The organism is Salsuginibacillus halophilus (assembly GCF_003014715.1).
GTDB lineage: Bacteria > Bacillota > Bacilli > Bacillales > Marinococcaceae > Salsuginibacillus > Salsuginibacillus halophilus.
Genome location: NZ_PYAV01000001.1, coordinates 178,079 through 202,056 on the forward strand (window position 1 = coordinate 178,079; position 23,978 = coordinate 202,056).

General features: G+C 46.1%; 19 protein-coding genes and 1 pseudogene. 19 read left to right on the top strand and 1 reads right to left on the bottom strand.

What is annotated here, in order from left to right:
- Positions 1-38: 38 nt before the first annotated feature.
- The 10 genes from B0H94_RS00880 to mbcS all read left to right on the top strand — a co-directional run bounded on the left by B0H94_RS00880 (position 39) and on the right by mbcS (position 13,949).
- Entirely contained in the window at positions 39-1,718 is a 1,680-nt protein-coding gene (locus B0H94_RS00880) for an ABC-ATPase domain-containing protein (RefSeq protein ID WP_106587342.1), read from the top strand.
- Positions 1,719-2,458: 740 nt separating this feature from the next.
- The gene (gene miaB / locus B0H94_RS00885) at positions 2,459-4,084 is read left to right on the top strand and encodes a tRNA (N6-isopentenyl adenosine(37)-C2)-methylthiotransferase MiaB (RefSeq protein ID WP_106587343.1); all 1,626 of its coding nucleotides are present in this window, start codon (positions 2,459-2,461) and stop codon (positions 4,082-4,084) included.
- Positions 4,081-4,512: a YlbF/YmcA family competence regulator gene (locus B0H94_RS00890; RefSeq protein ID WP_106587344.1), complete on the top strand. Its 432-nt coding sequence runs from the start codon at positions 4,081-4,083 to the stop codon at positions 4,510-4,512. Before miaB ends, B0H94_RS00890 begins: the two co-directional genes overlap by 4 nt.
- A 205-nt stretch (positions 4,513-4,717) precedes the next feature.
- On the top strand, positions 4,718-5,287 hold the full coding sequence (gene cotE, locus B0H94_RS00895) for an outer spore coat protein CotE (protein ID WP_106587345.1): 570 nt from the start codon (positions 4,718-4,720) through the stop codon (positions 5,285-5,287).
- 117 nt (positions 5,288-5,404) lie between these two features.
- The gene (gene mutS / locus B0H94_RS00900) at positions 5,405-8,005 is read left to right on the top strand and encodes a DNA mismatch repair protein MutS (protein ID WP_106587346.1); all 2,601 of its coding nucleotides are present in this window, start codon (positions 5,405-5,407) and stop codon (positions 8,003-8,005) included.
- A gap of 15 nt (positions 8,006-8,020) precedes the next feature.
- Complete coding sequence (gene mutL / locus B0H94_RS00905) at positions 8,021-9,883, top strand: DNA mismatch repair endonuclease MutL (protein WP_106587347.1); 1,863 nt, start codon at positions 8,021-8,023, stop codon at positions 9,881-9,883.
- A gap of 370 nt (positions 9,884-10,253) precedes the next feature.
- Positions 10,254-11,033 (top strand): class I SAM-dependent methyltransferase, encoded by a 780-nt coding sequence (locus tag B0H94_RS00910; protein ID WP_106587348.1) that lies wholly within the window; start codon positions 10,254-10,256, stop codon positions 11,031-11,033.
- On the top strand, positions 11,030-11,968 hold the full coding sequence (gene miaA / locus B0H94_RS00915) for a tRNA (adenosine(37)-N6)-dimethylallyltransferase MiaA (protein ID WP_106587349.1): 939 nt from the start codon (positions 11,030-11,032) through the stop codon (positions 11,966-11,968). Before B0H94_RS00910 ends, miaA begins: the two co-directional genes overlap by 4 nt.
- Positions 11,969-12,001: 33 nt before the next feature.
- Complete coding sequence (hfq, locus tag B0H94_RS00920) at positions 12,002-12,244, top strand: RNA chaperone Hfq (RefSeq protein ID WP_106587350.1); 243 nt, start codon at positions 12,002-12,004, stop codon at positions 12,242-12,244.
- A 118-nt stretch (positions 12,245-12,362) separates the two neighbouring features.
- The gene (gene mbcS, locus B0H94_RS00925) at positions 12,363-13,949 is read left to right on the top strand and encodes an acyl-CoA synthetase MbcS (protein ID WP_106587351.1); all 1,587 of its coding nucleotides are present in this window, start codon (positions 12,363-12,365) and stop codon (positions 13,947-13,949) included.
- A 677-nt stretch (positions 13,950-14,626) separates the two neighbouring features.
- On the opposite strand, the gene B0H94_RS00930 is transcribed toward mbcS, so the two are convergent.
- Complete coding sequence (locus B0H94_RS00930) at positions 14,627-15,607, bottom strand: tyrosine-type recombinase/integrase (protein ID WP_106587352.1); 981 nt, start codon at positions 15,605-15,607, stop codon at positions 14,627-14,629.
- Between the two features lie 134 nt (positions 15,608-15,741).
- Between B0H94_RS00930 and B0H94_RS00935 the strand changes: the two are divergent.
- The 9 genes and pseudogenes from B0H94_RS00935 to glnA form a co-directional block, all read left to right on the top strand.
- Positions 15,742-16,275 (top strand): annotated as a pseudogene (locus B0H94_RS00935) (AAA family ATPase); the annotation flags it as partial.
- A 69-nt stretch (positions 16,276-16,344) separates the two neighbouring features.
- Positions 16,345-17,352 carry an aldo/keto reductase gene (locus B0H94_RS00940; RefSeq protein ID WP_106587354.1) on the top strand — a complete coding sequence of 336 codons (1,008 nt, stop codon included), beginning with the start codon at positions 16,345-16,347 and terminating at the stop codon, positions 17,350-17,352.
- Between the two features lie 51 nt (positions 17,353-17,403).
- Positions 17,404-17,532: a hypothetical protein gene (locus tag B0H94_RS15395; protein WP_282432524.1), complete on the top strand. Its 129-nt coding sequence runs from the start codon at positions 17,404-17,406 to the stop codon at positions 17,530-17,532.
- Complete coding sequence (locus B0H94_RS00945) at positions 17,529-18,896, top strand: recombinase family protein (RefSeq protein WP_106587355.1); 1,368 nt, start codon at positions 17,529-17,531, stop codon at positions 18,894-18,896. Before B0H94_RS15395 ends, B0H94_RS00945 begins: the two co-directional genes overlap by 4 nt.
- Before the next feature lie 4 nt (positions 18,897-18,900).
- Positions 18,901-19,317 carry a P-loop NTPase family protein gene (locus B0H94_RS00950; RefSeq protein ID WP_106587356.1) on the top strand — a complete coding sequence of 139 codons (417 nt, stop codon included), beginning with the start codon at positions 18,901-18,903 and terminating at the stop codon, positions 19,315-19,317.
- Positions 19,314-20,570 (top strand): GTPase HflX, encoded by a 1,257-nt coding sequence (gene hflX / locus B0H94_RS00955; RefSeq protein ID WP_427909919.1) that lies wholly within the window; start codon positions 19,314-19,316, stop codon positions 20,568-20,570. The genes B0H94_RS00950 and hflX overlap by 4 nt, the downstream gene beginning before the upstream one ends.
- Positions 20,571-20,576: 6 nt before the next feature.
- Positions 20,577-21,821, top strand: coding sequence for a methionine gamma-lyase family protein (locus tag B0H94_RS00960; RefSeq protein WP_106587358.1), 1,245 nt, complete (start codon positions 20,577-20,579; stop codon positions 21,819-21,821).
- A gap of 158 nt (positions 21,822-21,979) precedes the next feature.
- Positions 21,980-22,387: a MerR family transcriptional regulator gene (locus tag B0H94_RS00965; RefSeq protein ID WP_106587359.1), complete on the top strand. Its 408-nt coding sequence runs from the start codon at positions 21,980-21,982 to the stop codon at positions 22,385-22,387.
- Positions 22,388-22,469: 82 nt separating this feature from the next.
- Positions 22,470-23,828 carry a type I glutamate--ammonia ligase gene (gene glnA, locus B0H94_RS00970; protein WP_106587360.1) on the top strand — a complete coding sequence of 453 codons (1,359 nt, stop codon included), beginning with the start codon at positions 22,470-22,472 and terminating at the stop codon, positions 23,826-23,828.
- The last annotated feature ends 150 nt before the right edge of the window (positions 23,829-23,978 follow it).

The window sequence follows — 23,978 nt, forward strand, 5'->3', positions numbered from 1 at the left end:
AAGGCGTTTCATAAATTTGCAGACAAAGGAGTATGATGATGAAAGAGCTGCAGCAAACATTAAAGCGTATTGATCAAAAAGGATATAAAGCTTACAACGATATTAAAGGAACACATCAATTTTCATCGTTTGCTCTTCATATTGATCATGTACAAGCTGATCCATTTGCAAGTCCTTCACGTATTCGTGCATCTCTTTCAACGGCTGAAACAGGCTTAACGAAAGATGATTATCATGAGCCGCACCGGTACCGGGCATGTACGGACTTCTTTGCCCGCGAAGTTGCCCGTGCTTTGAAAAAAGAAAAAGCAGATCAAGGAATTATGATTGACCGTCCGGGTCAGGAAATTTTAGAAAGAACAGCTGTGACTATAAATGATGATACCGTAGAAATTCGTCTTTCACTGCACCTTCCGGCGAAAGGAAGGACAATTTTGGGACAACAGGCGGCATCGCGCTTAATAGAAACATTACCGTCGGTGATTCAAGCCGCGATGTATGCTTATGATCGCGCAGCATTAGAAACGCACTTAAAGTTAAGCGACCAGCAAGCTTGGGTTCGTTCGTATTTGCGCAGCTACAATTATACGGCTTTTGTTGCGAATGGTGCCGTGCTGCCACGTGAAAGCGGCATAAGTGAACAGCCGCTTAAAGGAGATGGGTTAACACCTTTTCAATCGCCAAAAGAAATGGAGATAACACTTGAGCTTCCGCACGGTAAGACAATTAGCGGAATGGCTTTTCGCGAAGGAGTTAACGTTATCGTTGGCGGGGGCTATCACGGTAAAAGTACATTGCTTGAGGGGTTAGCCCGGGGAGTGTATGACCATATTGAAGGCGATGGTCGAGAATTTGTTTTCGCTAATGATGATGCGGTGAAAGTGCGCGCTGAAGACGGTCGTAGTGTAACAGATGTAAATATTTCACCATTCATTTCAAATTTACCGAACAATAAAGGGACAGAACGCTTTCAAACGGAAAATGCAAGCGGGAGTACATCACAGGCAGCAAACATTGTTGAGATGGTTGAAGCAGGTGCTGGTACCCTTTTCATAGATGAAGATACGAGTGCCACCAACTTTATGATTCGCGATGGACGGATGCAGGCACTCGTGCATAAAGATAAAGAGCCAATCACCCCATTTATTGATAAAGTACGACATATGTATGATGACCTCGGCATTTCAACGATTCTCGTCGTTGGCGGCGCTGGTGACTACTTTGATGTTGCTGATTGTGTCGTGATGATGGATGAATATCAACCGCGTGAAGTTACAGAAAAAGCAAAAGAAATCGCGGCTTCATTTGGGGAAAAACGAACAAAAGAAGCCGGGAGCAGCTTTGGTGCTGTCTCGGCCCGAGCTGTAAGGCCAGAAAGTTTTGATGCAAGAAAAGGAAAGAAAGAAAAAGTGGATGCAAAAGGCAAGCACCGGGTTTTATATGGAACGACCGACATCGACTTAGCATTTATTGAGCAGATTGCCGACCCGAGCCAAACGCGGGCAATTGCACAAACGATGCGTTACATGGCTGCTTCCGTATTTGATAAACAGAAAACGTTAAGTGAAGCTTTAGATGAAATTGAAGCGGCTTTTGACCGTGATGGTGTCGAGGCGGTATCAAGCTTTCGCCGCCAACATCCCGGGGATATGGCGCGGCCGCGTCGTTTTGAACTTGCAGCAGCTATTAACCGGCTGCGCACGTTAAAAATTCAATAAGTAGCCCAAAAAAACCGCTCATTGGGCGGTCAGACTGTCGACAAAGTACAAAATCTAAAATTTATGCACAGCTTACTGCTCCGAGCCGCGGGCTGCACTTAAAAACCGAACCATGAACGTGACCGGAACGAATGACGGACGCTTTCCCGAGGGCTTGGCTTCAGCTAACTTGTTCGATTTGATTGCCAATCGAACAAGTGGATCTTCAGCCTGCGCTTCATCCTCTGGGAGTCGCCGTCATTTTTCGGTCACTTGTCAATTGAAAGATCATCTCGTATTTCCGATGTATAGGGTTCGTGTGCTCATTCATGAAGCATCATGATGAAACGGATTCATGTGGCTATTGCTTGATTAAAAAGATCTTTACAATTTATAACGATCAAATCACGCAAGGCTGACGAGCATCGGCGGCGACGCCTTCGCAGAACAACGAGTGAGAAAATCCCGCAGGCAGCGGTTGTCTGCCGAGAAAGTTGAGGAGGTACAAGAGGCTAAGAAGACACGGTGAGGTCAAGCGATAGCGTAGACCAAACCGATGTCGTACTTGTGCCCTCCGGGTGCAAGCGTCCGCCGAAAAGCGACGTCAGCCTTCATTTTTCTTAAAAGTTTGTCTACACGCTGACCGCTCATTGGGCGGTTTATTTTTTTGAGAAAGATTTGAACTTTGGCATTATCATTGTTTAAAGCGGGCTAAGCCGTTATAATTTGAAAAGGTACGGCTACGTGGAAAGGAGTATATTATGAATGAAGAGCAACGCAAAACGTTTGAAGCTGCACAGTCAGAGCCAAACAATAACAGCACAAACGATGCTGCGTCGAAACAAAATAAAGATTACAGCAAATACTTCGACTTCTCCCAGGCTGAAGTAACAGAAAACCCAGAGGGTAAAACGTATATGCGTATCGGCGGCCGCGATATTTTAATCAATGATCAACCGGATCACAAAAAGGGTAAGCGCCGCGGTAAAGAAGAAGTAGAGGTGCATTACGATTTTAAAATCCCGGAAATGATGAAAAATATTGGGGCAGGGAAGCACTACATGATCCGCACGTACGGGTGTCAAATGAACGTACACGATACGGAGAATATGTCCGGTATTTTAGAAGAAATGGGCTTTACTGCAACAACAGACGTTTATGAGGCAGACCTTGTCTTGTTAAATACGTGTGCGATCCGTGAAAATGCTGAAAACAAAGTGTTCGGTGAAATTGGAAATTTAAAACCGTTAAAAAAAGAAAAACCGGAGCTTATCGTCGGCATTTGTGGTTGTATGTCGCAGGAAGAGTCAGTCGTTAATAAAATTTTAGAAAAACATCAGCACGTTGACCTCGTCTTCGGTACCCACAACATTCACCGTCTGCCGAACTTGTTGACCGATGCCATTCAAGGCAAAGAAATGGTCATTGAAGTTTGGACAAAAGAAGGTGATGTTGTTGAAAATATGCCGCGTAAACGTGAAGGTCGCACGCAGGCATGGGTGAACATTATGTACGGCTGTGACAAGTTCTGTACGTACTGCATTGTACCTTATACCCGGGGCAAAGAGCGGAGCCGGCATAAAGAAGATATTATTGCGGAAGTGCGGGATTTAGCAAGACAAGGCTACAAAGAAATCACGCTGCTCGGTCAAAACGTAAACGCCTACGGTAAAGACTTAGGTGAGGGTTATGGCCTCGGCGAATTAATGGATGAGATTCGAAAAGTTGATATTCCGCGTGTACGCTTTACAACGAGCCACCCGCGCGACTTTGACGATCACTTAATTGAAGTGCTTGCGAAAGGCGGCAACCTTGTTGAACACATTCATCTACCGGTTCAACATGGTAACAATGACATCTTGAAGTTGATGGCTCGTAAATATACACGCGAGCATTACGTCGAACTTGCGCGTAAGATTAAAGAAGCGATTCCTCAAGCTTCATTTACAACAGACTTGATCGTTGGTTTCCCAAATGAAACTGAAGAGCAGTTTGAGGATATGCTGTCCCTTGTACGTGAGATGGAATATGACAGTGCATTCACATATATTTATTCCCCGCGCGAAGGTACACCTGCCGCGAAAATGCAAGATAACGTACCTGATGAAGTGAAAAAAGACCGGCTGCGGCGGTTAAATGAACTCGTTAACGATATTTCCGCCCGTAAAAATCAGGCTTATGAAGGTGAGACGGTCGAAGTCCTCCTTGAAGGTGAAAGTAAAAAAGATCCAGACGTTCTTGCCGGCCGTACACGCACGAACCGTCTTGTCAATGTTCGGGCACCGAGGTCAAAAATCGGACAATTAATTTATGTAAAAATTACTGAAGCGAAAACGTGGTCGCTCAACGGCACGTACGTGGAAGAACCAGAGGTGACATTAACATGAGTGAAGCAAAGTATACCCGTAAAGACATCGTAGAAGAGGCGCGCAACCTCGGTAAAATGATGGCAGAAACAGAAGAAGTTGCGTTTTTTAAAGAAGCAGAAGCAAAAATTAATCAAAACATTAAAGTACAGGAACTTATTAAAAAAATTAAAGATAAGCAGAAGCAGGCAGTAAACTTAAAGCATTACAATAAAACTGAAGCGCTAAGAAAAGCAGAAGCAGAGCTTGAGCAGCTGCATGAAGAAATTGAAGCTATTCCTATTGTTCAAGAATTTCAGCAGTCCCAACGTACGGTCAACGATATGCTTCAGCTCGTTTCAACGACTGTCTCAAACTCAATTACTGATGAGATTATTGAATCTACCGGCGGCGATCAGCTAAAAGGTCAAACCGGCCCGAATCCGTTTCATGAGCTACGCACCCGGTAAAGAAACGAACCCCGGCACAATGAATGCCGGGTTTCACCTCTACACATAAAATTTCACGTACCGTAATATGCTTATACTTAAATCAAAGCTTTTGATGCTCGTCAAAAAACATTTCATGACAATCACCGGACCGGCATACAGATGAAGAGAGATCAGCCCTGCGTTTTTGGTGCGGATCAAGCATAATAATTAAGGAGGGGTCGGCTTGGCTCAGCAAAATTCACCTTCATACCGGGAAATCATTACGAAAGCAGTGTGCGGTAAAGGGAAGAATTATTCAAAAGCAACGCATACGTTAAAGCCCGGCAACCGGCCGACGAGCATTTTAGGCTGCTGGATTATTAACCATGATTATGATGCAGAAAAGCAAGGGGACAGCATTGATGTGATCGGAACTTATGATGTAAACGTCTGGTATTCCTACGATAAAAATACAAAGACCGATGTTTACTCCGAAACCATTAACTACAAAGAAAAAGTTCCCTTAACGATGCGCGATGAAGCTATTATCTCAACGGATCAAGATGTACTCGCGCGTACGTTAAAGCAGCCAAACGCTCTTGATGCATCCATTGGTGAAAATGAAGAAGACATTTACGTTGATGTTGAGCGGGAGTTTGCTTGTGAGCTCGTTGGTGAAACGAAAATCACTGTCCAAATGCATCCGGAACAAGAAGACGATCAGTACAAAGACGTTAAATGGGATGAACAGGTAGCTGATGATGAGTTTCGGGAGATTGAGCCTCACTTTTTAACTCATGAGGAAGATGACTAAAATGTTCAGCAAAGTAAGCCGGAAGCGTTCGCGTAATCGTGAGTGCTTCCGCTTTTTTTGTGAATTTCAATGTATGCTATAATGTAGCATAGATCGACGAACGTGGAGGAATGAATTGTGGCAAAGACAACCCCGATGATGGAGCAGTATTTACATATTAAGTCGCACTATCAAGATGCGTTTCTCTTTTTTCGGCTCGGTGATTTTTACGAGCTGTTTTTTGATGATGCAGAACAAGCTGCCCGAGAACTAGAGATTACATTGACAAAGCGTGGCTCAGGAGATGATGCCATCCCAATGTGCGGTGTGCCTCATCATTCATCATCAACTTACATTACCCAGCTGACATCAAAAGGATATAAAATCGCCATTTGCGAACAGGTAGAAAACCCAGAAGATGCCAAAGGGGTTGTGAAGCGCGAAGTTACAAAAGTTGTAACCCCTGGTACTGTCGTGGAAGAATCAGCGGTTCAGGCGGCAGAGAATCATTTCATTGCTGCTGTTGAACGGCTTGAAGGTGAGCGGTCTGTGTTTGCACGCACCGATTTAACAACAGGACGGACGGCGGTTATGCCCCTTGAAAATGAGCGGGCGCTCCGCCGTGAACTTTCTGCTTCCGGCATGAAAGAAATCATTGCAGCAGAGGGTGAGACGTCGTTTTGGCAAAATGCTGCACACGAAGCCGGTGTAGTGATTTCTGAAGAACCGGAACTTGCTGCAGTTAGTGGTGAAAATGAAGCGTTTTTCCATAACCTCGATGAAACTGTGTATCAAACAGTAGCAGCACGACTCCTTGCTTATTTATACAGCACACAAAAGCGTAGTTTAACACATATGCAGCCAGCTGTGATTGAAGAACCAGCCCGTTACATGAAGCTTGATATTGCTTCAAAACGAAATCTTGAACTCGTACAGACGATGCTTGATCAGACGAAAAAAGGCTCACTGCTTGCTTTAATCGACGAAACAAAAACAGCGATGGGAGCCCGGCTTTTAAAACGATGGCTGGAGCGGCCGGGCTTTGATGAGCCGGAAATTAACCGGCGTCTAAACTTTGTGGAACAAGCTGTGCAGCAGTCGTTTAAGCGAGATGATCTGCGTGATGCACTCACCCATGTTTATGATTTAGAGCGTTTAGCCGGAAAAGTTTCTTATGGAAATGTAAACGCCCGTGAACTTATTCAGCTGCGGAACTCATTACGCGAGATTCCGGAAATTCAAGGGATTACAGCTTCACTTGATGAAAGCTACAGCAGCCGGTTAGAAGCAGCATTTCAAGCGATGGCTCAATTAGAGCGCCGCCTTACAGAAGCTTTAATTGATGAACCACCGGTAAGTATTACAGACGGCGGTATGATTCAGGACGGTTATCACGATAAGCTTGACCAATACCGTGAAGCGAGCCGAAACGGAAAAACGTGGATTTCTAATTTAGAACAAAGTGAACGAAGTGAAACAGGCATCAAATCTTTAAAAGTTGGGTTTAATAAAGTTTTTGGCTATTATATTGAAGTAACAAAACCAAATATTCCTTCGCTTCCTGAAGGCCGCTATGAGCGTAAGCAGACGTTGACGAATGCAGAACGCTTTGTCACACCGGAGTTAAAAGAGAAAGAGCAGCTCATTCTAGAAGCCCAGGAGCAGATTGACGACCTTGAGTACCGCTTATTTTTAGAACTACGTGAACAAGTAGCTCTCTGCATCCCTGATCTGCAGGCGTTAGCAGCTGCAGTTAGTGAGATTGATGTGTTGCAGGGGTTTGCAAAAGTGAGCGAAGAAAAAGGCTACACCCGTCCGTCGTTTTCTACAAACGGCCGGCTTTATTTGAAAAACAGCCGGCACCCGGTTGTTGAAGAAGTGGTCAGCCGCCACCGCTACGTTGCGAATGACATCGAACTTGACCCTACCCGCCGTACTCTTTTAATTACTGGACCGAACATGGCTGGTAAAAGCACGTATATGCGGCAGACAGCGCTCGCTTCAGTCATGGCGCAGACGGGCTGTTTCGTAGCAGCTGATGAAGCTGAGCTTCCTTTGTTTGATCAAGTGTTCACGCGCATTGGTGCTGCAGACGACTTAGCTTCAGGTGAAAGTACGTTTATGGTGGAAATGAAAGAAGCGCAGTACGCTTTAACACACGCGACCACAAACAGCTTGATTCTGCTTGATGAAATCGGGCGCGGGACCTCAACTTATGATGGCATGGCGCTTGCACAAGCAATTGTTGAGTACATTCATGAAAAAATTCAGGCGAAAACGTTATTTTCGACGCACTATCATGAGTTAACAACGCTCGGCGATACCATTTCCGGTATTCAAAACGTTCATGCCGCCTGTACTGAAGAAGACGGGCGCGTTGTTTTTTTACACAAAATTCAAGATGGAAGTGCCGACCGAAGTTACGGAGTTTATGTGGCCCAGCTTGCTGAACTCCCAGATGCTGTCATTGAACGCTCGGAAGCGCTGCTTGCATCTTTTGAACAGCAAGAAGGTACGAAGGAAGCGCAGCAAGTGAGTCGAGAAGAAGAGCAGCTGCCGCTGTTCACATTTGAGCCGGCGCCTCCTGAGATTGAAACACCTCAGCAAAAAACGTCGACTGCCAAGGATTCTCAGGATGAGGCGGTGCTTGAAGCGGTTAAATCAGTAGAGGTGCTGCACATGACGCCAATGGAGGCACTTGAGAAAATTCAAGCGTGGCAGAAACGCTTAAATGAATAAACAGGAGGTACCGGCGTGGGACACATTCAACTTTTAAATGACCAATTAACAAACAAAATTGCTGCAGGGGAAGTTGTTGAGCGGCCGGCCTCAGTTGTGAAAGAGCTTGTAGAAAATGCAGTGGATGCAGGAAGCACTCAAATTGAAATCGAAGCTGAAGAAGCAGGCTTATCTTTCATCCGAGTTACCGATAACGGACATGGCATGGATGAAAATGATGCGAAGCAGGCGGTATTTCGGCATGCAACGAGTAAAATCGCGACTGAAGATGATTTGTTCTCGATACAAACCCTCGGCTTTCGCGGTGAAGCACTACCGAGTATTGCCTCAGTTGCCCGGTTGGAGCTCGAAACAGGCACCGGCGATGGTCCTGGCATGCATTTCGCCTATCAGGGCGGCCATCTCATTGCCGAATCTAAAACACAAGCCCGTCAAGGTACAACAATCGCGGTGCACGAGCTGTTTTTTAATACACCGGCACGGCTAAAGCATATGAAAACGATCAATACTGAACTCGGACGGATGACAGATGTTGTAAACCGTATGGCGTTGGCCCATCCGAATATATCGTTTCTTTTCACGCATAACGGGCGCCGCATCTTATTTACGAACGGTTATAACGATCTGCAGACGGTGATTGCCTCGATTTACGGGCGGCAAACAGCAAAAAAAATGGTTACGGTTGAAAAGAATACGGCAGATTACAGCATTTATGGGTTTGTTGGTCTCCCTGAAGTTTACCGGGCATCAAGAAATTATATTTCAGCTGTGATTAACGGCCGCTACGTGCAGCATATCCCGCTTGCGAGAGCTGTTGAAAAGGCTTATCATACGCTGCTTCCGATCGGTAAATATCCTGTCGTTGTTCTTCATATTACAATGGATCCTGTGCTTGTTGATGTGAATGTTCATCCAGCAAAGCTTGATGTAAGGCTGAGTAAAGAGGAAGAACTGCTCGAATCAATTACAGAAGCGGTAGGCGCTGCTTTAAAAAAAGAACGGTTAATTCCTGATACCGGTGCACAAGCAGCAAAAGAAAAAGCAGCAAATGCAAAGCAGATTCCTTTGTCGTTCCCTCAAACTGCAGCAAAGACAGAAGAAGTGTTTGAAGAAACGTCAGAAGCCATGCACCATCAAATAAGTCACGTCTACGAGTCACCAGCAGAAATCCGGCCAGCCGGTGAGTCAGCTGGATCAAGTGTAGATGGATTTACAAGTGAGGCAGAAAAAGTAACCACACCAACTACTGCAACAACGGAGCCAAGTTCCGAGGATCGTGAAACAGCTGCACCAGACGTGCCGCATATGGAGCCAATCGGTCAGCTGCATGGTACTTACATTTTAGCTCAGAATGAAGATGGATTATTTATGATTGATCAACACGCGGCAGAAGAACGGCTGAAATATGAGTGGTTTAAAAAGAAAACGGCAGAAGTCACCCCGCATGTTCAAGAGCTCCTAATGCCGTTAACGTTGGAGCTAAGCCCAGATGAAGCAGCATTAGTTGAAGATAAACAAGCCCCACTTGAAGAAGTCGGTGTCTTTTTGGAGCGCTTTGGTACACATACGTACCGGGTGCGGGCAACCCCTGTCTGGTTCCCAGAAGGTGATGAAAAATCTGTTATCCAGGAAATTCTTGAGCACATGAAAAACCGGCGGGAAGTGCATGTTGGTGAGCTGAAAGATGAAGCAGCGATGATGATGGCCTGTAAAGCAGCTATTAAAGCAAACCGTCACTTAAGGACAGATGAGATGCTCGCGTTAATTCAAGATTTACAAGCGTGTGAGGACCCATATACATGCCCGCACGGTCGTCCGATCATTATTCATTTTTCAACGTATGATATGGAAAAAATGTTTAAACGGGTCATGAATTAATGAGCAATTCATATCGCTTAACCTTGCAAAACGGGTTTTCGAAAGGAAAGCTGAGCCAACTGCCCGGGGTGGTTTTCAACTTATCCCAAACCCGTGCAATTGTTAACAAATCGTCACATGATGAGCGCCACCATGTATTTTTGCAAATGATATAATATCGACAGAAAATCAACCTTAATCAAATGGAGCGTGAAATCATGACAGGACTTGAACTCGTATCCGTCTTAGGAATATCCTTTTTTGCCATCTTTATAAGCGTCCTTATGGCTTTTGTAATGATGAAACAGTCGGAATTTGACAAAGAATAAATGAATGAAAGCCGGGGGTCAGGTTTTACCTGATCCCCGTTTTTTCGCAGGCGGTGAAGGCTATGATTGTAACCACAACCCGTAAAGCAAAGCACGCCCTCGGTCCTGAAGCAGAGCAGACAGCGAGGCAGCGAGGCTGGTGTTATGTGCCGCGCGATAAGCAGTCCGTACCGGATCTTCTGACAAGCGATGAAGAGGTGCTTGTGTTATCAAATGCAAGAGATATGTTGTATCACCCTCATGCACCGGATGATCCTTTCTTTTTTCATCCATCGATGGCTTGGCTGCGCCGGCATGAATTAAAACATGATCCACTTACGCTTGCTGCACAAGCTGAAGAAGGGATGAGTGTTCTTGATGCCACGCTCGGACTTGGAGCAGACAGTATTCTGTTCAGCATGCTCACAGGTCGCTCCGGTCAAGTAACAAGTTTAGAAATTAATGCCGGGGTAGCGGAAGTGGTGGCCCGCGGCTTGCAGAAGGAAGTAACAAAAGATCAGGAGTTTAATGAAGCGATGCGGCGAATTTGTGTTAAAGCAAAGTCTTATGAAACATATATCATGTCGCTTCCGGAGAATGCATTTGATATTATTTATTTTGATCCGATGTTTGAACAAAGTTATGAAACGTCAGCTTCAATTCAACCGCTAAAAGTGTATGCTGAGTTTTCGCCACTTAATGAAACGGTGCTTCGTCATGCCTGCCGGGCAGCCCAGCACCGGGTTGTGTTAAAAGATCGGGCGGACAGTCCTCGCTTTCAGCAACTTGGGATTACAAATGTACTTCATACAAACCGAGCTGTTCGTTATGGATGGATTGATGTTAGGGGGTCTAGGTTGTGAAGGACGTGGTTATTGTTGCCGGTCCAACGGCTGTAGGTAAAACCGATGCAGGAGTTGTTTTAGCAAAAACGTTTGGTGGAGAAGTCATTAATGGTGATGCACTTCAAGTTTATCAAGGCTTAAATATCGGAACGGCAAAAATTACAACAGCCGAAATGAAGGGTGTCAGTCACCATTTAATTGATATTAAAACCCCGGATGACGGCTTTACAGCGGCAGAGTTTCAAACCCGGGCACAAACTCTCATTCACGACTTACATGCAAAACAAAAGCTTCCAATCATTGTAGGCGGTACAGGTTTATACATTAAAGGAATTACGAAAAACTTATCTTTTAGAGGTACAGAAGCAGATGAAGGGTACCGTCAAGAACTTACAAAGCAAGCTGAAACATACGGTATCGAGGTATTGTATGAACAATTAAAGCTAGAAGCGCCTGAACTTGCCAAACATATCCATCCAAATAATGAGCACCGCATTATTCGTGCCCTTGAAGTTGCAAAAAATGCGCCGGAAGAACTTCCGGCTTTTGGCGAAGACGTCGAGCCTGAACCTGATTACAACCCGATTGTCATTGGTTTAACAATGGAGCGAAGTAAGCTGTATGAACGAATTAACCTGCGGGTGGATCAAATGATTGAATCCGGGCTTGTTGAGGAAGTTCGCCGCCTGCTTGATGAAGGGTATCGATACGCACCAGCAATGAAAGCAATTGGTTATAAAGAGCTGGTTATGTATTTAGATGGTGAACTTACGTTAACTGAAGCTGCAGAGCTTGTGAAGAAAAATACCCGTCGGTTTGCAAAACGTCAGTTAACTTGGTTTCGAAACAAAGAAGAAGTGGTATGGATTGATGTTACTGATTTGCCGAAAGCGGAAGTTCATGAAAGAATTGTACGTACGGTGCAGGAAAAACGAAATCTACCATCGAATTAACTACAGTGACGAAAGAAGAGGGGGCAGCAACATATGAAACAGTCCGTAAACATTCAAGATCAGTATTTAAACACCTTGCGTAAAGAAAACATCCCAGTAACAATGTTCTTGCTTAATGGGTTTCAGCTCCGTGGCTACGTGAAAGCTTTTGACAATTTCACCGTTTTGCTCGACACGGACGGGAAACAACAGCTCATTTACAAACATGCAATTTCTACTTTTGCACCGCAGCGGAACGTCACGCTTCAGCTGGACCAAAATGCGCCTGCAGAGTAGAAGGTAAAACGCTGAAAAATAAAAACCAGGCAGGTGCTGCTGTCTGGTTTTATTCTCGTTTTTGTTGTCGAAATAATTCGTCAAATGAAATGAACTTTAAATAAAGGGGAGTTGTGCCGTGGAAACAAATGAATTGCTTGCGCCAGCGAAGTATAACATTACTGAAGAAATTGAAGCTTACGCAAATCATACAAACCAAGCAGCAGTCCATTGGAAGTCTGAAGCAGGAGATGAATACGTATGGACGTATCCGGAGCTCATTCATCGTATGAATCAGTACGCGAATGTTTTAACAGCTCACGGCCTTGAAAAAGGGGACCGTGTTTTAATTATCATTCCACGCCTGCCGGAAGCTTACGCTTTGTATGCAGCTTGCTTAAAAGCAGGGATTATTGCCATCCCATGTTCGGAAATGCTTCGGGCGAAAGATTTAATCTACCGTGCCGTACATGCAGAAGCAAAAGCAGTTGTCGCTTACCATACAGCTGCATTAGAAGTTGAAGAAGCTGCAAAAGAAGTGGAGATTCCGCTACATTTTACTGTTGGGGAATCTAAAGCAGGTTGGTTGGCTCTAGATGAACTTGCAGCGTCAGCCGCAAATGTTTATGCAGGTGCTGACACAGCTGAAAGCGATATTGCTTTTATTTCTTATACATCAGGTACAACCGGACAACCAAAAGGGGTGGTGCATACACATGGCTGGGGTTATGCGCACATTCGCACCGCAGCAAAAAACTGGCTTGATGTACGTGAAGGAGATAAAGTTTGGGCGACCGCGGCGCCTGGCTGGCAGAAATGGTTATGGAGTCCGTTTTTATCTACAGTGATGCTCGGGGCAACCGCTTTTGTTTATCACGGAAAGTTTGAGCCGCATACGTATTTAAAGCTGCTTGAAACTGAAGAAATTAATGTTCTTTGCTGCACACCGACAGAGTACCGGTTAATGGCAAAAGTAGATGGTCTTAAAAATTACAACCCTTCAGCTTTACGCAGTACAGTTTCAGCCGGTGAGCCGTTAAATCGACCGGTGATTGAGGCTTTTAAAGATGCGTTTCAAGTGGATGTTCGTGATGGTTACGGACAAACTGAGAATACGCTCCTTGTAGGTACTTTAACGGATATGACGATCAAACCGGGCTCTATGGGGCGGCCGACCCCGGGAAATGATGTAGAAATTATTAATGAGGACGGCGAGCCTGTTCAAACAGGTGAGATTGGTGACATTGCCGTTCATAAAACAGCGCCTGCTTTATTCCAATATTACTACCGGGATCCTGAACGTACGAAAGCAACGTTTCGAGGGGACTGGTATTTAACCGGGGATCTTGCTTCAAAAGATGAGGATGGGTATTTCTGGTTTGAAGGCCGCAGTGATGATATTATCATCAGCTCAGGCTATACGATTGGACCATTTGAAGTAGAAGATGCGCTAACAAAGCATGATGCGGTGAAAGAATGTGCTGTTGTTGCTGCGCCTGATGAAGTGCGGGGCAATATTGTAAAGGCTTTCGTTGTGCTGCAGGATGGTTATGAAAACGAAGATGAAGAAGCACTCACAAAAGACTTACAAACGCATACAAAAGCGTTAACCGCGCCGTACAAGTACCCGCGCAAGATTGAGTACATTCAAGAACTGCCAAAAACAACCTCTGGAAAAACGCGCCGGATTGAGCTCCGCAGCCGCGAAACGTCTACAAATAAATAATGAAATAACGCCTCAAGTTGAAAAACTTGAGGCGTTATTTCAACGTGTAGACAAACTACACAACTTAACATTAACTCACAACTTACGGATCCAACCGCCGCGGACTTCCCTATTAAGAGGCAAAACCGGATCATGAACATAACCTTCACCTTCACCTCAGACGGACGCTTTCCCGAGGGCTTGGCTTCAGCTAACTTTTTCGATTGAATTCCATTCGAAAAAGTGGATCTTCAGCCTGCGCTTGATCCTCTGGGAGTCGCCGTCTTTTGTTTCGGTTACTTGTTCGTTAACGGATCATTAAGGATTTCCATTGGATATGGTTCGCTTGATCGCTCATGAAGTGTCATGATGAAATTGATTCATGTAGCTTGATCAAAAGGCTCTCTGCAATTCATGACCAGCAAATGACGCAAGGCTGACGAGCATCGGCGGCGACGCCACCAAAAACAGCGCGTGCCGAAAATCCCGCAGGCAGTGACTTTCTGCTGAGAAGTTGAGGCTGTGACGGGGGCTAAGAAGACACGGTGAGATCAAGCTTTAGCGTAGATCAAACCGATGTCGCACTTGTGCCCTTGCGGGTGCAAGCGTCCGCCGAAAAGCGACGTCAGCCTCCGCTTTTCTTGAAAGTTTTCTACAGCAATAAATAACGCCTCAAGTTGAAAAACTTGAGGCGTTATTTATTGGCTTTTGGCGCCGACATAATTTAAGTGTCGTTCAAGGGCGAGGCTTGACTGCAAACCAAGTTTTGTCTCAAGCATTTCTGGTGATGTTCCCTTTTCAAGCTCACGGATAATAAACGTATGGCGTAAATGCTGTGCCGTTAAACCAGAGCGCAGCCCGGCGCGTTTCATTTCTTCACGAATCATCTTTTGAATCGCGACTTCACTTAACTGCTTTGGCGCATCAGCTTCATAGTTCCAACGGTATGTTTGACGCTGGAAATCAAAAGCGACCCACAAAGGATCGCCACGGCCGGGTTTTGGACGCACCGGCTCAGGGATAGCATTGACATACGTATTGAGTTCACGTTGGTGTGATTTTGTAAGGACAATTTCTCGTGTTTCTGTATGCGCAGTACCGACAGAGAGTGTGCCTTGTCCAAGGTTAATGTGATCACGTCCGAGCTGCGACAATTCCTGCATCTGCAGGCCGTAGTAGCGGAACAACTTTAACATGATTAAGTTACGTGGGGCTAACAATGGCCGCACTTGCTGCTGACGTTCACTTAACCCGTTCTTCCCCTCAACACTTTCAAGCAGTTGCTGCATCTCTTTTTCACTCACAAGCTGCTCCGGCGTCAGCTCATTCCAAACCGGTTCATTTAAAGATGTATAGGCCACCGGGTTGATCGCAATCTCTTTTTGTTCACGTAAGTATAAAAAATATTGATTTAGCACAGTATGGATCCGTTTTAATGTACGTAGTTGGTAGTTGCGGCTGTGGCGGAGATGTTCAAAAAAATGTTCTGTTTCTTCTCCTGTGAGTGCCTTTGGTATCTCAACGGCTGAATCGTATCCTGCAGCGCGTAAATAATGATAAAAATCAGCTAAATCATAAGCGTATCTTCGTAAAGTTGCGTTTGTTTTCCCATCATCATGTAAACGATCTAGAAACTGTAAGGCAGGCGGCGGCAATTCAAAGTCACGCGGGTAGCTCAAAAAACATCCTCCTTCTTTTGTAATTAGAACGTTTGTTTCGTTTAGTATATCATGCAGTGTGCAAGTTGTGTCACAAGAGCCTAGGCTTTTGCGTAAACTACATCAAGATTTGTATAGGTGAGGAGGCGTTTCACATGGCAATCCCCCGGCAGCCTGCGCAGGCAAGAATTCAAGTGACATTCAATCAAGAAGAAGATCGGCACCAGCCGGAAACTCATGTGTTAAAAGAGCACTACGTTTTGCAGAAACTTGAACAGAGAGCTGCGTCGCTTATCGGGCTGAATGAATGGAAAACGGTGCTCAGGCAGGTTTATGCCTGGCTGCACATTCGTAAGCAGCGTCAGGCAGAAGGACTTGTTCAAGAAAATCAAACGTTGCACATGATTTTTACTGGTCAGCCCGGCACCGGCAAAACAACTGCTGCGCGCATGATGGGTGAGTTGTTTTACGATATGGGCGCGTTATCGAAAGGTCATGTGATCGAGGCAGAGCGGGCGGATATTGTTGGTGAATACATCGGTCAAACGGCACAAAAAACAAGAGAGCTTATCAAACAGGCAGATGGCGGTATTTTATTCATTGATGAAGCGTATGCTTTGGCACGCGGAGGGGAAAAAGATTTTGGTAAGGAAGCGGTCGACACGTTAGTGAAGACCATCGTAACAAAAGGCCCTCATCAATGCCGGAAAGGTTGAATCGTGCTAAAATACAAACAGTATAGAAAGGGAGTGAAAGTTATGGAGTATCGTACATTAGGTCGTTCAGGGGTCGCTGTTTCGGAGCTTTGTTTAGGAACGATGACTTTCGGTCGCGCAACAGAGGAAGCAGAAGCGATCCGGATGATGCATAAGTTCTTTGATGACGGCGGAAACTTTTTAGATACAGCAGATACATATGTCGGTGGACGCTCCGAGGAAATTGTCGGGCAGGCGATTCAAGGACGTCGTAAAGATATCGTGCTCGCTTCAAAAGTGCGGATGCGTACTTCGCCTGGGGTGAACGGTGTCGGCTATTCGCGCAAGCACGTAATGGACAGCATTGATGAAAGCTTAAAACGTCTTAAAACCGATTACCTTGATTTGTACCAGCTGCACGTATGGGATCACTTAACACCGATTGAAGAAGTGATGCGTACACTCGATGATTTAATCACCCAAGGGAAAGTGCGTTACATCGGTTGTTCGAACTTTTTATCTTGGCAGTTGATGAAAGCTTTATCTGTAAGTGAACGTGAAAAGTATGCAAAATTCATTTCACTTCAGCCGCAGTACAGTTTAATCCACCGGGAGATGGACCGGGAGATGATGTCTCTCATTCGCGAAGAAGGTATTGGTTTTCTACCGTGGGCGCCCCTTGGCGGCGGCTTGTTAACCGATAAGTACGAGCGAAATGAACGTCCGGAGCGCGGCCGTTTAGCCGCACCGAAAGTCGGAGAGTATACGTGGGATAATAAAGCCACACCAGATGCTTTTCGTATTCTTGATGAAGTGGTAGCAATTGCTGAAGAAATTCATAAAACCCCGGCCCAGGTAGCTTTAAACTGGCAGCTTGGAAAAGAAGAGATTACAGCACCGATCGTCGGCTGCCGGACGATGGCCCAGTATGAAGAAAACATCGGAGCTGTCGGCTGGCGCTTATCTAAAGAGCATCAAGCACGCCTTGATGAGGTGAGTGCAATTGCAGATGAATATCCAAACAGGTTTATTGAACGGTTCAGCCGTCCGCTTACACCAGAAGAGAAGTAAAGTTGTAAGACAGGCTCCTTGATTCATATCGTGAATCAGGAGGTGGGTGGCATGAAAAGACAACAAGAACAAAAGCGCGTCCACATTCGTCACGAAAACGTTTGGAGTGAACAAGAGATGCTTTGGCAATTGCGGGAGCTGCTTTACCGCTTTTACGGTGATGAGGGTAAAAAAGCATGAGCCGGATGGAGGCCTGGGTTTACGCCCGGGTATCTACAGAGGAGCAGGCTGCCCGCGGTTACAGTTTGTCCGGTCAAGTCGAAGCGGCTGAAGCGAAAGCAAAGGCACTCGGCATTGCACCTGAAAATATTCACACCTTTGAAGAACAAGCAACTGGCGCATCACTTGAGCGGCCTGTGCTTGAATCGCTTCGATCTAAGGCGCGCGAAAGGCCGCCTGTTTACTTGATTATGTATGATCCGGACCGGCTTGCTCGTAACTTAACACATCAACTGCTGTTAACCGATGAGTGGCGGGGACTTGGCATTGAGCTTGTGTTTATAAACTTTGATTGGAGCGAAACGCCCGAAGGGATGCTGTATTATCAGCTCCGTGGGATGTTTGCCCAATATGAGCGGGAAAAAATTAAAGAACGTACCGCCCGAGGCCGGCTCGAAAAAATGAAAAAATACCGGAAACTCAGCATGGATCCACGCTTGTACGGTTATACATTTAATACAGACCAAGACGTGCTTGAAGTTAACGAGCACGAAGCGAAAGTGATTCAATGGTTGTTTCATGAAGCAGCTGCCGGCCGCACACCTGGCGAATTAAAGGAAGTACTTGATGAAGAAGGCATCAGCGCACCGCGCGGTGACAACTGGCATCGAACGACGATTGCGAGAATACTTCGCAATGAATCTTACACTGGGCGCTACTTTGCTTATAAATGTGATTATCAGCAGGGGCGCCGCCGGTTTCGCCCGAAAGAAGAGCAGTTTCAGCTCTCGATCCCTCCACTCATCTCTGAAGCTTTATATGCTGCTGTACAAAAGGAGCTCGATAACAGACGGCGCTTTTCAAAGCGCTCCGACAATGAGCCGGCGCTTTTAAGCGGACGGTTGATCTGTTCATGCGGGGCCGCAATGCGTGTGGAAAATAAAGGCGGGGGCCGCCGCTATTACGTATGCTGCAATCGAAAGATACAAAGCTGCAGTCAGCCTTATCAGCCTGTACAGCGAATTGATGAGCTCGTGTTTGAGCAGTTACGTATGTATATGGAACCTTATTTCAAAGAGGCTGCCAAGCTAAAGGAAATCCCTCGGGTGAAAGAGTTGAAAAAAGGCGTACAACGTACAGAGCGCAGCCGGTTAGTCCGTCTTCTTGCGGCTGGTCATATTACAGCAGCAGATTTTAAAGTGTGGGAAGAAGCCCAGGCTGAGCGTGCCAGAGCAGAAGAACTTGAGCTGCCCCAGTCATTTCATCGTGAAGCACAGGTCGGGCTGGTGAAGCTGCTTGTGCAGCAGGCGGTTTTCATAGACAGAAATGATATCGAGTTAAGGTTGAAGTTTGTGCCGGAAGGGGCGGTACGTTACGATAGGTAAGGCTATGGAAGATGCCAGAGCACGGTTTGTTTTAATTTTAGCGGGTTATCCTGAAGAAATGAAACGTTTTTTAACGATGAACACAGGGCTTCCTTCACGCTTTCCACTGAAATTAACGTTTCCTGATTTTACAGTTGAACAGTTGCTGCAGATCAGCCGGGAGATGGCTGCTTCACAGGATTATGAATTTACACCAGGAGCCTTCCATCAACTGCATAAGTTCATTGAAAGAGCAAAGCAGGATAAAGGCAGGGCATTTAGTAATGCGCGCTATGTACGGAATTTGATCGAACAAATGATAAGGGCGCAGGCAGAGCGCCTCGTTTTCAGCGGAGTAACGTGTGATATTCAAGCGCTTCGTCAATTGACAGAAGCTGATGTTACTGCCGCAGAAAAATACGAGAAAGGATGGGACTTGTGACTGAAGAACGGGTAATCCTGGTTGGTTGTCGCCAGAAACAATCGGAAAAGAAGGCGGATTTTGAGTCGTCTATGAATGAATTAAAATCCCTTGCTGAATCAGCTAAAGGAAGCGTTGCAGCAGTCAAATATCAAGAACGTGACCGGGTGCACCCGTCCACTTATATTGGAAAAGGCAAACTGCGCGAGATTGCTTCTGAAGCTGAAACTGTAGAAGCGGACCTGCTCATTTTTAATGATGAACTTTCTTCAGGGCAGGCTGCCAACATTCAAAATATGACCGGTTTTCCCGTCATTGACCGCACCCAGTTGATTCTCGATATTTTTGCAGATCGAGCGCAGACGAAAGAAGGTAAAATTCAGGTCGAGCTGGCTCAGTTAAACTATATGCTGCCCCGCTTAACGGGTCAAGGTGAGTCGCTTTCCCGGCTCGGCGGGGGTATTGGTACCCGCGGGCCAGGTGAGACGAAGCTTGAAACCGACCGGCGGCATATTCAAAAACGTATGGATGATTTGAAGAAACAGTTAGAGCAGGTGAAAAAGCGGCGCGAAGTTCACCGTGAAGAACGAAAGCGGAGCCGGCGTGCTCAGTTTGCGCTCGTCGGCTATACGAATGCAGGTAAATCCACAATATTAAACGCGTTAACAAAGGCAGATGCAGTGAGCGAGGACGAGCTGTTTGCTACCCTTGATCCGTTAACGCGCCGGGTGGAACTTCCTTCTGGTTATCAAGCGTTAATGAGCGATACGGTCGGCTTCATTCAAGATTTACCAACATCGCTTATTGCTTCGTTTCGATCAACACTTGAAGAAGTACTCGAAGCAGATGTATTAATTCATGTCGTTGATGCTTCCGGAGAAGAAGTAGACAAGCATTTAAAAACGGTGAAATCGCATTTGACACAACTTTCTGCCGGGCATCTGCAGGTAATTACAGTGTTAAACAAAGTAGATCAAATGCAGGAGGAAACATTTATTCCGGAAGGGCGCACCTTGCGGATGAACGCTTATGATAAAAATGATCAACAGCAGCTGCTTCATGAAATGGAAGAAGCATTAAAGGACATTTCAGTCTATTTTAGTATTGATGTAACACCGGATCGTGGAGATGCAGTAGCTAAAATCAGGCAGGAAGCAGTGCTTGATACGGAAATGTTTGATGAAGAGCGCAGTGTTTTCCGGTTGAAAGGTTATTTGTTTGCAGATCATCCTTTATGGGGATTGATTCAGGAATTTAAGCAGGAGGAGACGTAACCAGGCATGGCAGAACGACAAATTGGAGATATCATTAAACAAGCAGAAGCAAAAATTCGCCCGCGTATTAGCGAAGTAGAAGCAACCGCTGAACAAAACCAGGCCCGCGTACTTGAGGCGTTCCGCCAAAATCATGTGAGCAGCTTTCACCTCCAGGGAACAACCGGCTATGGGTATGACGACAGCGGCCGCGATGTGCTTGAAGCCGTATATGCAGAGTTGTTTGGGCATGCGACTGCTTTAGTCCGGCCGCAGCTCATTTCCGGGACACATGCGATCGCTGCTGCGTTATTTGGGTTGATGCGGCCGGGTGATGAATTAATTTATGCCTCAGGCACACCGTATGATACGCTGCAGACGGTGCTCGGTTTAACCGGGGATGAGCCTGGCAACTTCTCGTCATTAGGACTAAAAGTTAAAGTGATCCCGTTAAAGTCAGACGGTTCGATGGACCTTGAAGCTGTTAAAGGAGCGATCACTAAAAAAACAAAGGTTATTGCTTTTCAGCGCTCCCGTGGTTACGAAGACAGGCCGTCATTTCCAATCCAAGAGATTGCTGAAGCCGTATCGATCCTTCGGCCTTATACATCAGCGTATATGTTTGTTGATAATTGCTACGGCGAATTTGTGGAAACGAAAGAGCCTGGGCATGCCGGAGCAGACATTTGTGCCGGTTCCTTAATTAAAAATCCCGGCGGCGGCCTCGTTCGTACCGGAGGTTATATTACCGGCAGTGAAGAAGCTGTTGCCCAGGCGGCATCGCGGCTTGCAGCACCGGGCATCGGCAGCGAAGGCGGGGCAACCCTTAATATGCTGCAGGAGATGTATCAAGGTTTGTTTTTAGCGCCACACGTCGTACAAGAATCACTAAAAGGGGCGTTGTTTACAGCGGCGCTTCTCGAGGAAGTTGGGTTTGACACGACACCGAACTGGCAGGAAGCACGAACCGATTTAATTCAAGCTGTACATTTCCATAACCGGCAAGCAATGATAACTTTTTGTCAGGAGGTTCAGCGGCAGTCGCCTGTCGATGCCAACGTAACGCCTGAACCAAGTGCGATGCCAGGCTACGAAGATGAAGTCATTATGGCAGCTGGCACGTTTATTCAAGGTGCGAGCATTGAGCTTACCGCAGACGGGCCGCTCCGTCCGCCGTATACAGCCTTTGTGCAGGGCGGGTTAATGTATGCCCATGTAAAATTAGCAGTCATCGCAGCTGTTGAAAAGCTTCACCAAATCACAAAGGAATAAATTTTACTGGAGTGCCTTGATGGCGCTCTTTTTTATAACATTCATATCCGAGTCGAAAAGTTCAAAAAATTATATGTTAATTTTCTTCACATGTATTGACGCTAAAGTTAACATGAAGTAAACTAAGTAACAAGTTAAACGAAAGGAGGCGGTTCTTAATGACTGATGAAGAACGCCGCAGCCTGCCTCTCTTTCCGATACGCGTCGTAAAACAACTTACCCAGTTAACGCCGCGCCAGATTCGGTATTATGAAGAGCACCGTCTTATATACCCGGAGCGGACCGAGGGTAATCAACGTTTGTTTTCATTTAACGATGTGGACCGGCTGCTTGAAGTGAAGCGTTTAATCGATCAAGGGGTTAACTTAGCCGGGATCAAAGAAATTATGCAGTTGGAGTTGGAAAGCCAAGCACAGCTTGACCTGCAAGACGAAGAAGAAAAAGAAACGAAGCGTGAGTTGAGCGATCGCGAATTGCGGCGCCACATGAAGCGCGAAGCAATGATGGCCGCAAGTCAAAAGAAAACGTCTATGATTCAAGGTCAATTGTCTCACTTTTTCCATTAATGCATGATATTAAGCTGGTGGTTCCCTGCCAAGCCAGGCAGGTCACAATATAGAAAATGTTCAAAGGAGATGAGAAAAACCGATGGCACCCACTTATACGCGTGAAGACATTGAACGTTTAGCAGAAGAAGAAGGCGTCAAGTTTATCCGCCTACAATTTACAGATTTGCAAGGAATTATTAAAAACGTAGAAATTCCAGTTGATCAGCTGCCAAAGGCACTCGACAATCAAATGATGTTTGATGGCTCCTCGATCGAAGGCTTTGTTCGTATTGAAGAATCAGATATGTACTTATACCCGGATTTAAATACTTGGATTGTATTTCCTTGGACGCCTGAGAAAGGGAAAGTTGCCCGCTTAATTTGTGACGTTTACGAGCCGAGCAAAAAGCCAGGCGGCGAACCGAACCCATTTGAAGGTGACCCGCGCGGTATTTTGAAAAAGGTCTTGAAGCAGGCTGAAGATATGGGATACCCTGCATTTAATATTGGCCCGGAGCCTGAGTTCTTCCTTTTCAAAAACGACGAAAAAGGCGAACCAACGATGGAATTAAACGACAAAGGCGGTTACTTTGACTTAGCGCCAACTGACCTTGGTGAAAACTGCCGCCGCGATATCGTGCTTGAACTTGAGGAGATGGGCTTTGAAATTGAAGCTTCCCACCACGAAGTTGCACCAGGTCAGCACGAGATCGACTTCGAATATGCTGATGCATTGACTGCATGCGACAATATTCAAACGTTTAAGCTCGTCGTGAAAACGATCGCGCGTAAACACGGTCTGCACGCAACATTTATGCCGAAACCGCTATTTGGTGTGAATGGATCAGGCATGCACTGTAATATGTCCCTTTTTGAAGGTGACAAGCAGAACGCATTTTTCGATGAGAATACAGAAACACAGCTGAGCGAAACGGCGATGCACTTTATGGCGGGTATTCTAGAGCATGCTGAAGCATTCACAGCGATTACAAACCCAATTATTAACTCTTATAAGCGTCTTGTACCAGGCTATGAAGCGCCGGTTTATATCGCTTGGTCGTTGCGTAACCGGAGCCCGCTTGTACGGATCCCTAACTCCCGCGGCTTGAGCACACGTATCGAAGCTCGCAGCCCGGACCCGGCAGCGAACCCTTATCTTGCAATGGCAGCGATGCTTGCCGCCGGCCTTGACGGGATTAAGCGTAAGCTTGACGCACCGGAAGCGACAGACCGCAATATTTATGTCATGAGCGAGGAAGAGCGTGAAGAGGAAGGCATTAAAGCACTTCCTGGCACGTTGAAAGAAGCGATTGACAACTTGAAGCGAAACGAAGTGCTTGTGAACGCTATCGGCGAGCATGCTGTTGAGCACCTTGTTGAAGCTAAAGAAATCGAATGGGACATGTTCCGCACACAAGTTCACCCTTGGGAGCGCGAGCAGTACCTATCCACTTACTAAGTAAAAGTAACCCCCGGAGCCACAGGCTTCGGGGGTTTTTCTAGTGTGCCCGGCATGCCTAGTATCTATACGAACGGCGAAGGTCGTTGTAGTCGTTAGCCAATGACAAGGGTGTCCGTTGTGAAGCGGAATCTGAAGGAAGTCGGAGGC

Excerpts from the sequence above, each read along its gene's own strand:
- B0H94_RS00880 (WP_106587342.1), top strand. The coding sequence starts at position 39 with ATGAAAGAGCTGCAGCAAACATTAAAGCGTATTGATCAAAAAGGATAT.
- miaB (WP_106587343.1), top strand. The coding sequence starts at position 2,459 with ATGAATGAAGAGCAACGCAAAACGTTTGAAGCTGCACAGTCAGAGCCA.
- B0H94_RS00890 (WP_106587344.1), top strand. The coding sequence starts at position 4,081 with ATGAGTGAAGCAAAGTATACCCGTAAAGACATCGTAGAAGAGGCGCGC.
- B0H94_RS00910 (WP_106587348.1), top strand. The coding sequence starts at position 10,254 with ATGATTGTAACCACAACCCGTAAAGCAAAGCACGCCCTCGGTCCTGAA.
- hfq (WP_106587350.1), top strand. The coding sequence starts at position 12,002 with ATGAAACAGTCCGTAAACATTCAAGATCAGTATTTAAACACCTTGCGT.
- B0H94_RS00940 (WP_106587354.1), top strand. The coding sequence starts at position 16,345 with ATGGAGTATCGTACATTAGGTCGTTCAGGGGTCGCTGTTTCGGAGCTT.
- B0H94_RS15395 (WP_282432524.1), top strand. The coding sequence starts at position 17,404 with ATGAAAAGACAACAAGAACAAAAGCGCGTCCACATTCGTCACGAAAAC.
- B0H94_RS00945 (WP_106587355.1), top strand. The coding sequence starts at position 17,529 with ATGAGCCGGATGGAGGCCTGGGTTTACGCCCGGGTATCTACAGAGGAG.
- B0H94_RS00950 (WP_106587356.1), top strand. The coding sequence starts at position 18,901 with ATGGAAGATGCCAGAGCACGGTTTGTTTTAATTTTAGCGGGTTATCCT.
- B0H94_RS00960 (WP_106587358.1), top strand. The coding sequence starts at position 20,577 with ATGGCAGAACGACAAATTGGAGATATCATTAAACAAGCAGAAGCAAAA.
- B0H94_RS00965 (WP_106587359.1), top strand. The coding sequence starts at position 21,980 with ATGACTGATGAAGAACGCCGCAGCCTGCCTCTCTTTCCGATACGCGTC.
- glnA (WP_106587360.1), top strand. The coding sequence starts at position 22,470 with ATGGCACCCACTTATACGCGTGAAGACATTGAACGTTTAGCAGAAGAA.